Raw genomic sequence first — 12,708 nt, forward strand, 5'->3', positions numbered from 1 at the left:
TTATCCACAGGGATTTTCGGCTCAGGCGGCCGCAGCTTCAAGGGAGAACGAAAATGGTCGGATCAAGCCCGCGTGAAGCCGCGGAGCCACGCGGCAAAAACTGCTTCACTCCATGCAGCGCAATTACCTGCGCACCCTTCAGGATCGGCGCGGTGATAAGGCGCATCGTGCAGTCGCCGCCGTCCAGCGGGCGGATTTCAACGTCCAGAGTGAAGCCCCGTCGATGCCGGATGGCATAGGCGCGCAGCCTTTCCATCGCCTCGCGCGAATCCGGTGCGTAGAGGGAGACGGCCAGGTCGCGGGGCACGACCATGTCCCGCTCTATCCCGAACAGATCATAGACGCCGCTGGTCCATGACAGACTATTGTCGCCAAGGTCGCAATGCCACAGGCCAAGGCCCCGCTCCGCCAGCGCTTCGTCGTCACGCGCCGTATGGTCGTCGAGCGTCGCCGATGCCAGATGCTGATGCAGGTCGTGCAGCGGCCAGCTATGGTGCAGGGGAAGGGGCTCGGTCGGGCGCACGCTGGACCTTTCTAGACGGCGCGAGCTTAAGATTATTGCGGGGCGCGGACAAGCCGGGCGATGAAAAAGCCGTCCGTGCCGCCCTCGTCAGCCAGCGTGTCCGGCAATGTGCGTAGCCAGCCTTCCGCACTGGGCTCAATGCCTTGGGGCAGTAGGGCCGTGTCTGCGGGCTTTATCGTGAAGTCGGAATTTTCCTGCAGGAACGCGTGCAGTTGTTCTTCACCCTCGGCCCGTTCCAGCGAACAGGTGGCATAAACCATCGCCCCCCCAGGCTTCAGCCATTGTGCCGCCCGTTTGAGCAGCGCCGCCTGCAACTCGGCAAGCTCATCGATTTGGCGCGGCCCGATCCGGTGCAGTACATCGGGATGACGGCGGTAGATGCCGGTGGCGCTGCACGGTGCATCGAGCAGAATGGCGTCGGCTGGCGCGGCGGGCTCCCATTGCCGCAGGTCGGCTTGCACAATGGCAGCGGAAAGGCCGGTTCGCTTCAGATTGTCGCTAAGCCGTTCCAGTCGTTTCTTCGATTGATCGACGGCCGTCACCTGCCATCCGGCGGCGGCGAGTTGCATTGTCTTGCCCCCCGGCGCTGCGCAGAGGTCGAGCACCGTCCGCTCCTCGCCCATAGCCAGAAGCCGCGCCGGACAGGATGCGGCAAGATCCTGGACCCACCAGGCGCCCTCGGCAAAGCCGGGCAGTTCTGTCACTGATGCGTGACTGGGCAGGCGGACATGGCCCGATGCTAAGCTCCGGCCGCCGAGCTTTTCGGCCCAATCGGCAGTCTCCGCCGGATCGCGCAGGCTGACATCGATTGGCGGACGTACCGAAAAGGCGCGGGCGGCCGCAGCAGGCATGGCCTCCCCCCAGAGCGCCGACCAGCGCGTGACCACCTCGGCGGGCAAGGTCGGCGGCTCGGGCAGGGTGGGGGCGGCGCGTGTGATCGTTCCGAAGACGCCGTGGACCAACTTGCGCGGCCCTCCATCGACCAGCGGCAAAGCGGTGGCGATCGCGGCATGAGGCGCTGTGCCCAACGCCAGCACCTGGATAAGCGCGATGCGCAAAACCATCCGCGCCTTGGCGTCGGAGGGAAGCGGCTGCCGAGTAGCGCCATCGATCAGCGCATCCAGATCGGGCAGGTGGCGCAAGGTTTCCGCAGCGATGGCGTGGACCAGCGCCCGATCGGCAGGCGCCAAACCCTGCGCCGCCCCATGCAGCGCTAGCTCCAGCGGATCGCCCCGCCGCAGCACGGCGTCCAGCAGGCGAAGCGCCGCCCGCCGCGTCGGGAGGCCGGGAATGTCATCGGATCGGGAGGCGAGGTGGCGTGCCATCAGCCGCGCCTAGGACAATCGGGGCGAAAAGTAACTACCGTTCGGCGCCCGTCGCCAACTTCGTCATCCCAGCAAAAGCTGGGATCTCCTGCGGGCAGGATGACCGAGCGACTCAGTCCCGGCGCAGCGGATCAAGCGCGCTCGACCGGCGGCGCATCGGCGTGGCCACAGGGCTGAGCGCCGACGCTCGCGGGGTGGGTGCTGCCGCTCCCGTCCTTCCCGCCATCGCTTCCAGCGCCGCGATGCGTTTTTCCGTTGCGGGATGGGTCGAGAAGAGTTCGCTCCCATGTACTGGCACGATATAGAGCTGGGCAGCGGCCGGATTGCGCTGCGCGACCGGATTGGGGATCATCTCCGCCCCGCCCGAAATCTTGGCCAGTGCTGACGCGAGCGCGCGGGGATTGCCGCTGATCTGCGCACCGGCGGCATCCGCGCCATATTCGCGCGTCCGGCTGATCGCCATTTGGACGATCATCGCGGCAAAGGGCGCAACTATGACGGCCAGCAGCGTCGCGACGATGTTGCGATGGCCGTTTTCCTGGTCGCCGCCGCGGAAGAACAGCCCGAAATTAGCCAGCATGGAAATGGCGCCCGCAATCGTTGCGACCATCGTCATGATCAGCGTGTCGCGATTTTTTACATGGCCAAGTTCATGCGCCATCACGCCCGCGACTTCCTCACGGGTGAGCATGGACAGCAGGCCGGTGGTCGCGGCGACCGCGGCATGATCGGGATCCCGTCCGGTCGCGAAGGCATTGGGATGCGGCTCGTCGATCAGATAGACACGCGGCATGGGAAGGCCCGCGCGCTGCGCAAGATCACGGACCAGGCCATAATATTCGGGCGCGCTCTCGCTATCCACTTCCCGCGCATTGTGCATCGACAGCACGATCTTGTCGGCATTCCAGAAGGTGAAAAGGTTCATCCCCGCCGCCACCAGCAGCGCGATCACCGCGCCGCCGCTGCCGCCCAGCGTATAGCCCAATGCCATGAACAGCGCCGTCAGCGCAGACAACAGCATCACCGTCCTCATACCACTCACTTGTCTTTTACTCCCTCACGGCCCAGATAGCCGGCCGCGCATGAATATGGGATGGCCCGCGCGCCATCGCAAATGAAAGGCTTCGAACATGGGAACATTCAACGGCAAGCGCCCGGCGCACGTGAAGCCGCCTGCGCACCTGTCCAAGAGCCCGCCGTTGCCCCAACCCGACCCCCTCCATAACCCCTCACGGCACGAGGAAGAATTCAGCCCTGTCCGTTACGGGGACTGGGAACGCAAGGGAATCGCTATCGATTTTTGACTGGGTCGGTTTCAACCGCGATCGGTTCATCGCTGATTTGGCACGTCTTCCGCTGGCCTGTGCCCCCGTTGCGGGCGGTGTGACCCGCGCCTCTAGCCTTTACCGCCTTGTTCCGTGCAGGATTCGTCCGGGCAAAAGATCAAAACAGAGCCGGGGGTGGGTCGTGAATCATATAACCGAGATAAAGGTGAGGGCGGTGTCTGATTATGCGCCGGAGGATGCGGCGCTTCTCTGTGCCGTAGGTCGTCTGGTCTGTGCCTGGACGATGCTGGAACAGAGTTTGGAGGCGAAGATCGCCATGATGCGGGAGGCTATGGGTGACGTCCGAACCGTCGGCGCCCGGACCCGCCCGGGCATGGCGAAACTGATGACCGAACTCCGCACGATGGTGGCGATGCGCGACAAGCGCAACGCCAGCGCCCTGTCGGAGATTTCGGATATCGAGCGACACATGCAAAGGATCGATCGCTTCCGATCGCTTATCATTGGCGGCTTTCAGCAGCCTGCGCCCGGCGGCTTCACCTGCCGCGACGCGCGGAACAATCATACGCATGTCTCGCTTGATCATCTCGATGCGGAGATCTCTTCGCTCGAAACGGTGGCGCAGCGCCTGCTGGCCGTCTGACCGGGCGAGGTAATCCTCCCGCTATGCTTGACCTTTAAGGCGCGGAGGGCGAAGCCTGTCCGCGCGTCTAGCGAGAATGGAGTACCATGCCTTACAAGCCGATACGCAAAGCCGTGTTCCCCGTCGCAGGCCTCGGCACGCGCTTTCTGCCTGCAACCAAATCGGTGCCCAAGGAATTGCTGCCCGTCGTCGATCGCCCGTTGATCCAATATGCCGTCGATGAAGCGCGTGAGGCGGGCATCGAGCAGATGATTTTCATCACCGGCCGCGGCAAAGGCGCGATCGAGGACTATTTCGACATGGCCTATGAGGCCGAGGCGACACAGCGCGAACGCGGCAAGGATCTGTCTGCCCTGGACGGCACGCGCCTTGCCCCTGGCAACGCCGTCTTCCTGCGCCAGCAGGAGCCGCTGGGCCTTGGTCACGCCATATGGTGCGCCCGCGATATCGTGGGCGACGAACCCTTCGCTATCCTGCTGCCCGACGAATTCATGAAGGGCGCACTTGGCCGGGGATGTCTCAAGCAGATGGTTGATGCCTATAATCAGGTGGGAGGCAATCTGGTCTGCGCGCTTGAAGTGCCGATGGCCGAAACGCCTAACTATGGCGTGATTGATCCGGGCAAGCGCGATGGGGCGCTGACCGAGATCAAGGGTCTGGTGGAAAAGCCTGCTCCAGGCACCGCTCCATCCAACCTCATCCTGCCGGGCCGCTACATCCTGCAGCCGGAGGTCATGAAGATCCTGGAGACCCAGGAAAAGGGCGCAGGCGGCGAGATTCAGCTGACCGACGCCATGGCGTCGATGATTGGAAAGCAACCTTTTCACGGCGTCACTTTCGACGGCCGCCGCTTCGATTGCGGGTCGAAGGCGGGTTATATCGAGGCGAACTTCGCACTGGCGCTCGAGCGCGAGGACTTGGGCGACCATATCCGCCGCTTCGCAACGGAAGAACTTGCCGCCACTCAGATCGCTGCGGCTGCCTGAAAGCGGCGCAAACCCTTTAGCCTCCGCTCATGCTGAACGAGGTTAAGGATGAGGAAAAAATAAAGCGCCCCGCCAACTGGCTGGGGCGCTTTTGTTTACCGAACGGCCACCCCTCAGAACGGCACTTCATCATCCAGGTCATTGTCGAAGTTCGGCCCGCCTGCGCCACCCCGGCCGCCGCCTGACGGACGGCCACCGCCGCTGCTGCCACCGAAGCCGCCGCCGCTACCGCCGAAATCATCGTAATCGCCGCCGGAACCACCGCCCCAGTCGCTACCGCCACCCTGCGACCGTCCGCCGCCCTGGCCACCACCCGCGCCGTCGAGCATCGTCAAAACGGCGCTCGGCCCCTGCAGCACGACTTCGGTCGTATAACGATCATTGCCTGACTGGTCCTGCCACTTGCGGGTCTGGAGCTTGCCCTCGACATAGACCTTGCTGCCCTTGCGCAGATAGCGCTCGGCGACGCCCGCCAGACCTTCGGAGAAGATCGCGACGCTATGCCATTCGGTGCGCTCCTTGCGCTCCCCCGAATTGCGGTCCTTCCAAGTTTCGGACGTCGCGATGCGGATGTTGCACACCTTGCCGCCATTCTGGAAGCTGCGGACTTCCGGGTCCGCGCCCAGATTGCCCACCAGAATGACCTTGTTGACCGAACCCGCCATATTTCCTCCGATACTTTGGAGGTTCTTATAATCGGCTGGCTTGCGGACGCTACCCTAAACCGATGGCGGTCGCCGTCCAAAAAGTCAGTCCAGCAGCCGCATAGGCCAGCGCGAAGAGGTAGCCGATCATGAAGAGCGGCCATTTCCAACCATTGGTCTCCCGCTTCGTCACCGCAATGGTCGAAATGCACTGCGGCGCAAAAACGAACCAGGCCAGGAAGGCGAGGGCGGTCGGCAGCGGCCAATTATCCTTTAGCCGGTCGCCCAAACTCCGCTCCAGCTTCGCCTCGTCATCGCCTGCGTCGAGCGAATAGACGGTAGCAAGCGCCGATACCGCGACCTCGCGCGCCGCCATGGCGGGGATCAGCGCCAGCGAAATGTCGCGATTGAAACCGATGGGTTCCAGCACGACGTTAAGGCCATTGGCGATGCGTCCGGCGATGGAATAATTCACCTGGCTGACGCCGCTATTCTCGGGCGTCTTGGGAAAGCTCAGCAACACCCATAGGATCACTGTCGATGTGAAGATGATGGTGCCCGCGCGCTTCAGGAAGATGACGGCGCGCTGCCATAGGCCCAGCAGTACGTCCTGCGGGCGGGGCCACTGATATTTCGGCATCTCCATCAGGAAGCCGCCACTTGCTCCCTTGGTGACGGTCATGCGCAGCACCAGCGCCACCAGCATGGCCCCCAGGATCCCCGCGACATAAAGACAAAAGAGGACCAGCCCCTGCAGCCCGATTCCCAACCCAACATTGCGGGCCGGGATGAACGCGCCGATGATGACCGCATAGACCGGCAGCCGCGCCGAACAGGTCATGAGCGGCGCGATCAAAATGGTGGTCAGCCGATCCTTGGGGTCCGCAATGGTGCGGGTCGCCATGATCCCCGGCACAGCGCAGGCGAAGGAGGAAAGCAGCGGGATGAAGGCCCGGCCCGATAGCCCGACCCGCGCCATCAGCCCATCCATCAGGAAGGCGGCGCGAACCATATAACCGGTGGCTTCCAGCATCAGGATGAAGAAGAATAGGATCAGGATTTGCGGCAGGAACACGACGACCGATCCCACGCCGTTGATGACGCCGTCCACTAGGAAGGAGCGCAGCAAGCCATCAGGCAGGGCGTCGCGGACCCCGTTGCTAGCCGCCTCGGCCATCCCCTCGATCATTGCGATCGGCGCTTCGGACCAAGCATAGACCGCCTGGAACATGACGAACAGCAGGCCCAGTAACAGGGCAAGGCCAGCAATGGGATGCAAGGCGACCCGATCGACCGCAGCGGTCAGGCGGCGCGACGGCGTTTCCCGTACCACTGCCGTCTGGGCGATGCGCCGCGCTTCGCTGCGCAGCATGTCGAAGTCGCGTGGCCCGCTGGAAGCCCGCACCAGGTGCGTGCTGTCGTCGAAAAGCGTGTCGAGTTCGGTGCGTAGATGGTCAAGCCCGCGCTTGCGGACGGCAACGGTGGGGATGACAGGCACCCCCAGCTCGCGTGACAGGATGGCGGCGTCCAGTTCCAATCCATCGCGGGTGGCGAGGTCCACCATGTTGAGCGCGATGACCGTAGGCAGGCCAAGCGAGAGCAGTTCAAGCGCGAACCGCAAATGATTGTCGAGGTTCGACGCATCGACCACGACGACCAGCGCGTCGGGCAGCCGTTCGCCCTGCTGCTTGCCAAGCACCACGTCGCGCGTCACCTGCTCGTCCGGGCTGGTGGGATTAAGGCTGTAGGTGCCGGGCAGATCGACCAGCTCGACCGGCCGTCCGTCCGACAGCGATAGGCGGCCCGCCTTCCGTTCCACGGTGACGCCGGGATAGTTGCCCAGCTTCTGTCGCGCGCCGGTCAGCGCATTGAACAGCGCGCTCTTGCCTGCATTGGGATTGCCGACCAGCGCGACCAGCGGCAGCGTGCTCATGTCTCATCGTCCCGGGGGCCGATGCACACGCTGATCGCGGCCGCATGGTTGCGCCGCATCGCTATGGTCATGCGTCCGACCTTGCAGGCGATGGGACCCCGTCCCAGCAGCCCGCCATGGTGCAGCGCTTCGACGCTTGCACCTTGGCAAAGCCCAAATTCGCGCAATCGCTGCCCGTCCGAAGCGGATAGCGCGCTCCAGTCGATCAGATCCACATAGGCGGGCTGGCGCAGCGGCAGTTCGGTCAGGCGCAAGGAAGGAAAACTCGCAGACATTAGCTGCGAGTGACTATCAATATAGATAGGAAAAGGCCAGACTGAATCGCCGTCCGGCCCCGGCAGATCATACCGCCGGGTAGCGCAGCCTGCCGATGAAGCGGGAAAGGCTCAGCCGCTCGCCGCCGCCGACGCCCTTCCACTTGGCTTTGGCGCGTTCGAACCGCATCACGCCTTCGATCCGCCGATCGAGGAAGGCGCGGCTGTCCGCCCAATCTTCGCTTTCGTCATCAACAAAGACCAGCAGGGTCGCGGCATAGACTGCCGCCAGGGTCAGTCTCTTGCTGTAATGATTAAAGTCCGTCGCGCTGTCTCCGCCCGCGCGCCACATCACATCCGCCGCGCGCCAGCCGAGCTTTGCCGCCCGCGCGCTGTTTTGCGGCATGGCCATCACGGCCAGCGCCCGGCGCAAGGCTTCGCGGTCGTGCGCCAGCAGCTTGAGCCGCGCGGTGATCAGCGCCGTGATGCGCTGGCGGATCGACATGGTCGCGATCTTTTCGGGGGGCAGCGCTTCGATCATGCGCGCGTCGATGCTAGCGAACCAGGCGTCGATCATGTCCATGGCGCCCGCCGAGAAGGCGAGTTGCGCGATCTCTCTGTCCACGCTTCCTTCCGCCGCGGCCATCATCACCGCTTCAGCGCGCCAGCCGTCGAACGCAGCATGGCGCGGCAGGATCGGCGCCAGATAGGCGCGGACTTCGTCGAGGGTCGGGTCTTCAGGCAATGGACTCATAGCGCCTATCGTAAGGTCCGGCTGCCTCACGCACAAGCGCCCCGCCTCTCCTCCAAAGATGATGTTGCAACATATCATGAGATATGATGTAACATCATCTTTGGAGCGGTGAGCAAGATCGCGCAGAGGATGGAGGATGCGATGACGTTTATGGCGATGCACCCAATGGGCGGTCAGGGGCAGTCGGGCTACCGGGGAAGTGGCGGATCGCCCGTTGGGATCGGCGCGACGATAGCGGTACATGCTCTGGTCGCAGGGGCCTTCCTCCTGATGCCCAAGGAGGTCATCGCCCCCTATGTGCCGCAAATCTTCATCGGCAACCAGATCCCACTCCACCCGCCGCCGCCGCCCGAACCGCAGCCCCAGCCTCCGGAATCCAAGCTGCCGGTTCGGGTCAAAACCGATCCCGCGCCCGGCAAGACGGACAGTGTGGTGAATGTGCCCGATAGTGGCGCTAAAGACCTGCTCGGTAGCGGCGATACTGGTGAGGGTTCTGGCGGGAATGAGATCATCCTCCCGCCCATCAATCCTCCTTATGAGCCCGTACTGGTCGAACCCAAAATCGATCCCAAGGCGCTCGCGGCCTTCCAGCCGGACTATCCGGGATCGATGATCCGCCAGGGGCTGGAAGGCTCCGTCACGGTCCGCGTCACCATCAACGCCGACGGACGGGTAACGGACATAGCGCGCATATCCGCAACCGATGAAGCCTTTTGGATCGCCACTCAGCGCCACGCCCTGCGTAAATGGCGCTTCCGCCCCGCGACTCGCGATGGCGTTGCGGTCGCCAGCAGCAAGGTGCTGACGGTCCACTTCAAGCTGACCGACAGGTGAGCGCGCTCTCGCCGGATGCAAGCGCCGGCTTTGCATCCGGCTGCGGCATCCCCTATATATCCACGATGGCGATCTTCCCCCGTCCGGTCTCTCCCAAGAGCGCTCTCAGCGACCTGTGGACCTATTTTCGCGAGAATCGGCCACATAAATGGCCGCTGCTCGGCCTGTCGATCGCGATCACCTATGTGATCATCTGGGTCTTCGTGGTCGATGCCAACACCAACACCATGCCGACCCGCAACAAGATCATCTACATACAAAGCTGGGATGCCAGCCGGTCAGACGCGGCTATCATCCTGCAGCAGAAGATCGACCTCGCGAAGAGCGAGGCGGCGCTGCAGAAGCGCCAGAAGCAGATGCAGGGCTGGGCCGACGCCTTCGGCATCGACTGGCGGACCGAAGAAGCTCGCAACAGCGCTCGGCGGAAGGAAGCGCTGAAGGAAATCAACGCGCAGCTCGACTCGCGGCTTGCAAAGGCGGAGGCGGCGGAGAAGGCCGCACCTCAAACCCGTCAGCCTTGACCGAACGCGCTATGGCCGATTCCACTGACGACCGCCGTTTCATGGCAGCGGCCATCGCCCTGTCCGAACGCGGGCGCGGGCTTTCCACGCCCAATCCCAATGTCGGCTGCCTGATTGTCCGCGACGGCGTGGTCGTCGGGCGCGGCTGGACGCAAAAAGGCGGCCGTCCCCATGCGGAGGCGCAGGCGCTTGACCAAGCGCTGGACCAGGCGCGTGGCGCGACGGCCTATGTGACGCTGGAGCCCTGCTTCCACCTTTCCGCACGCGGCCCTCGCTGCGCCGACCTGATGGCGCGGGCAGGGGTGACGCGCGTCGTCATCGCCTTGCGCGATCCCGATCCCCGCACCGATGGACAGGGCGCGGAGCATCTGCGTGCGCGCGGCATCCAGGTTGAAATGGGCCTGATGGCCCAGGAAGCAGCGTCCGCCATGTGTGGCTTCGTGCTGCGCCAGACGCTGGGCCGCCCCGCCGTCACCTTGAAGCTTGGCCTTTCGCTCGACGGCTGCATCGCGCTCAAGAATGGGTCGAGCCGCTGGATCACTGGCGAAGCCGCGCGCGCCCATGCCCATCTCGAACGTGCGCGGCATGACGCCATATTGGTCGGGGGCGGCACGCTTCGCGCCGACAAGCCGCGTCTCGACGTACGGCTCAGAGGGCTGGAAAATCGCTCCCCCCGCCGCCTGTTGTTGAGCCGTGGCGCCGCGCCAAAGGGCTGGGAGGCGATCGAGCACCCGGGGGACATCGCCGCGCTCGCCCATGTCGATCATCTTTTGATAGAGGGCGGAGCCGCTGCCGCAGCCTCCTTCCTCCACGCCGATCTGGTCGATCGGCTGTTGCTCTACCGCGCCCCGATCCTGATCGGTTCAGGGCTTCCCGGTCTCGGCGACATCGGCCTCTCCGATCTCGCGCAGGCCCATGGCCGCTGGCGGCTGACGGACGAGCGCAAGCTGGGCGAGGACCGGCTCGAGGTTTACGAAAGGCAGCGCAGCGCCTAGAGCGCGGCTTATAGGCAGCAGGACCGCACCACCCATGTTCACCGGCATCATCACCGATATTGGCACCATCCGCTCTACCGAGCAGCGCGGCGACCTGCGCCTAGTCATCGCTTCGGCCTATGACATGGACGGCGTCGCGATCGGCGCGTCGATCGCCTGCTCAGGAGCGTGCCTCACTGTAGTGGAAAAGGGGGAGGGCTGGTTCGCCGTCGATCTGTCCGCCGAAACAGTCACGCGCACGGCGCCGGGGCTCTGGGTGCAGGGCGGACGGCTGAACCTCGAACGCGCACTCAAGGTCGGCGACGAGTTGGGCGGCCATATCGTCACCGGCCACGTCGATGGGATCGGCACCCTGGTGTCCGCCACCCCCGAAGGCGATTCAACGCGCCTCGTCATCGACGCCCCCGCCGCTCTGGCCCCGGCGCTCGCGGCCAAGGGGTCGATCACGCTCGATGGCATTTCTTTGACCGTGAATAGCGTGGAGGACCAGCCGGACGGTTCGGTGCATTTCGGTCTCAACATCATCCCGCACACCGCCGCAGCAACCACGCTTGACCAGCTGACACCCGGCCGGACCTTCAATCTGGAGATTGACGTGCTTGCTCGCTATCTCGACCGGATGCAAAGCCTTCGCGGAGCAGTGTGATTCCTGCTTGATAAAATCACATTATAATGTGATACCCTCCTGACAAGGCCCTTGTGCCACAGGAGAGTCGTGTCATGTCATCTGCGCTTATTGATACCGTCCGTACATTGGTCAACGAAGGCGGCATGTCCCGTTCCGGTCTGGCCCGCGCCGCTGGTCTGCACGCCAACAGCCTGCGCAAGCTGGGCGAACCCGATTGGAACCCGACCGCCGACACGTTGGGCAAGCTGGAAAGCTACCTCCTTCGCCGCGAAGGCGGGACCGCGCTCGCCAGTCCGGAAGAGATCATCAACGAAGCGCGCAACGGCCGCATGTTCATCCTGGTTGATGACGAAGACCGTGAGAATGAGGGCGACCTCGTCATCCCTGCGCAAATGGCGACGCCCGACGCGATCAATTTCATGGCGACCCATGGCCGCGGCCTCGTCTGCCTAGCCATGACCAAGAACCGGGTCGAGGAACTGGGCCTCGACCTCATGAGCCGCAACAATGGCACTCGGCACGAAACCGCTTTCACCGTCTCGATCGAAGCGCGTGAAGGCGTCACGACCGGCATCAGCGCCGCCGACCGCGCCCGTACCATCTCCGTCGCGATCGACGGATCGAAGGGCCGGGACGATATCGTCACCCCCGGCCATGTCTTCCCGCTGGTCGCCAAGGATGGCGGCGTGCTGGTGCGCACCGGCCATACCGAAGCGGCGGTCGATGTAGCGCGCCTCGCCGGGCTCAACCCTTCCGGCGTCATCTGCGAAGTGATGAAGGACGACGGCACGATGGCACGCCTCGACGACCTCATCCCCTTTGCGCAGAAGCATAAGATGAAGATCGGTACGATCCGCGATCTCATCGCCTATCGCCGCCGCCACGATCATATGGTCGAACGCCGCGCCGAAACCACGTTCAAGAGTGAGTGGGGCGGCGATTGGAAGGCAATCAGCTTCTACAACAAGGCGACGCATAGCGAGCAGTTGGTGCTGCAAAAGGGCCATGTCGCTCCCGACGAGCCCACCTTGGTCCGCGTCCATCAGCTTTCGCTGCTCGACGACGTTTATGGCGCCACCGGCCCTCGTCGCGGTTTGCTCGCCAAGTCGATGGAAATCATCGCGCAGGAAGGGGCGGGCATCATCGTCGTCCTGACCGGCACCTCGCCGGTGGACTTTGTCAGCCGCATCCTGCGCCATCATGCCGGTCAGCCTGGCAGCGGTATGGATGAGCTTCGCGACTATGGCGTCGGCGCGCAGATCCTCGCCGACCTCGGCGTCCATGACATGATCCTGCTCAGCAACACGCATCACAGCCTGATCGCGCTTGACGGCTATGACCTCGCCGTGGTTGGGCAGCGGTCCGTCGAGCTATAAGAAGGA

Annotated in this window: 15 protein-coding genes; 8 read left to right on the plus strand and 7 right to left on the minus strand. The window is 64.0% G+C overall.

Annotated features, from left to right (window positions below):
- Positions 1-37: 37 nt before the first annotated feature.
- From ACFO3E_RS07605 to htpX, 3 genes are all read right to left on the minus strand, one after another.
- Entirely contained in the window at positions 38-523 is a 486-nt protein-coding gene (locus ACFO3E_RS07605; protein ID WP_066525644.1) for a diguanylate cyclase, read from the minus strand.
- Between the two features lie 32 nt (positions 524-555).
- Complete coding sequence (locus ACFO3E_RS07610; RefSeq protein WP_380803567.1) at positions 556-1,848, minus strand: RsmB/NOP family class I SAM-dependent RNA methyltransferase; 1,293 nt, start codon at positions 1,846-1,848, stop codon at positions 556-558.
- Between the two features lie 112 nt (positions 1,849-1,960).
- The gene (gene htpX, locus ACFO3E_RS07615) at positions 1,961-2,890 is read right to left on the minus strand and encodes a zinc metalloprotease HtpX (RefSeq protein ID WP_380803570.1); all 930 of its coding nucleotides are present in this window, start codon (positions 2,888-2,890) and stop codon (positions 1,961-1,963) included.
- 88 nt (positions 2,891-2,978) lie between these two features.
- Between htpX and ACFO3E_RS07620 the strand changes: the two genes are divergently transcribed.
- From ACFO3E_RS07620 to ACFO3E_RS07630, 3 genes are all read left to right on the plus strand, one after another.
- Entirely contained in the window at positions 2,979-3,152 is a 174-nt protein-coding gene (locus ACFO3E_RS07620) for a DUF1674 domain-containing protein (protein ID WP_082919566.1), read from the plus strand.
- A 196-nt stretch (positions 3,153-3,348) separates the two neighbouring features.
- Positions 3,349-3,777, plus strand: a complete 429-nt coding sequence (locus ACFO3E_RS07625) for a hypothetical protein (RefSeq protein WP_066528867.1) — start codon at positions 3,349-3,351, stop codon at positions 3,775-3,777.
- An 86-nt stretch (positions 3,778-3,863) separates the two neighbouring features.
- On the plus strand, positions 3,864-4,763 hold the full coding sequence (locus ACFO3E_RS07630; protein ID WP_066525636.1) for a UTP--glucose-1-phosphate uridylyltransferase: 900 nt from the start codon (positions 3,864-3,866) through the stop codon (positions 4,761-4,763).
- 113 nt (positions 4,764-4,876) lie between these two features.
- Here ACFO3E_RS07630 and ssb read toward each other — a convergent pair whose 3' ends face one another.
- From ssb to ACFO3E_RS07650, 4 genes are all read right to left on the minus strand, one after another.
- A complete protein-coding gene (ssb, locus tag ACFO3E_RS07635; RefSeq protein WP_066525633.1) occupies positions 4,877-5,428 on the minus strand; it encodes a single-stranded DNA-binding protein in 552 nt (183 codons plus the stop codon).
- Positions 5,429-5,477: 49 nt separating this feature from the next.
- Positions 5,478-7,340, minus strand: coding sequence for a ferrous iron transporter B (gene feoB, locus ACFO3E_RS07640; protein WP_066525627.1), 1,863 nt, complete (start codon positions 7,338-7,340; stop codon positions 5,478-5,480).
- Positions 7,337-7,594, minus strand: coding sequence for a FeoA family protein (locus tag ACFO3E_RS07645; protein ID WP_066528863.1), 258 nt, complete (start codon positions 7,592-7,594; stop codon positions 7,337-7,339). The genes feoB and ACFO3E_RS07645 overlap by 4 nt, the downstream gene beginning before the upstream one ends.
- A gap of 88 nt (positions 7,595-7,682) precedes the next feature.
- On the minus strand, positions 7,683-8,348 hold the full coding sequence (locus tag ACFO3E_RS07650; protein WP_066525625.1) for a COQ9 family protein: 666 nt from the start codon (positions 8,346-8,348) through the stop codon (positions 7,683-7,685).
- Positions 8,349-8,489: 141 nt separating this feature from the next.
- Here ACFO3E_RS07650 and ACFO3E_RS07655 point away from each other — a divergent pair, with 141 nt between their 5' ends.
- The 5 genes from ACFO3E_RS07655 to ribB all read left to right on the plus strand — a co-directional run bounded on the left by ACFO3E_RS07655 (position 8,490) and on the right by ribB (position 12,702).
- Positions 8,490-9,182: an energy transducer TonB gene (locus tag ACFO3E_RS07655; protein ID WP_066528860.1), complete on the plus strand. Its 693-nt coding sequence runs from the start codon at positions 8,490-8,492 to the stop codon at positions 9,180-9,182.
- Positions 9,183-9,247: 65 nt separating this feature from the next.
- A complete protein-coding gene (locus ACFO3E_RS07660; RefSeq protein ID WP_066528858.1) occupies positions 9,248-9,703 on the plus strand; it encodes a hypothetical protein in 456 nt (151 codons plus the stop codon).
- An 11-nt stretch (positions 9,704-9,714) separates the two neighbouring features.
- Complete coding sequence (gene ribD / locus ACFO3E_RS07665; RefSeq protein ID WP_257784351.1) at positions 9,715-10,698, plus strand: bifunctional diaminohydroxyphosphoribosylaminopyrimidine deaminase/5-amino-6-(5-phosphoribosylamino)uracil reductase RibD; 984 nt, start codon at positions 9,715-9,717, stop codon at positions 10,696-10,698.
- Positions 10,699-10,732: 34 nt separating this feature from the next.
- Complete coding sequence (locus ACFO3E_RS07670; protein WP_066525624.1) at positions 10,733-11,344, plus strand: riboflavin synthase; 612 nt, start codon at positions 10,733-10,735, stop codon at positions 11,342-11,344.
- Positions 11,345-11,418: 74 nt separating this feature from the next.
- A complete protein-coding gene (ribB, locus tag ACFO3E_RS07675) occupies positions 11,419-12,702 on the plus strand; it encodes a 3,4-dihydroxy-2-butanone-4-phosphate synthase (RefSeq protein ID WP_066525617.1) in 1,284 nt (427 codons plus the stop codon).
- The last annotated feature ends 6 nt before the right edge of the window (positions 12,703-12,708 follow it).

Source organism: Sphingobium tyrosinilyticum, from assembly GCF_042654265.1.
Taxonomy (GTDB): domain Bacteria; phylum Pseudomonadota; class Alphaproteobacteria; order Sphingomonadales; family Sphingomonadaceae; genus Sphingobium; species Sphingobium tyrosinilyticum.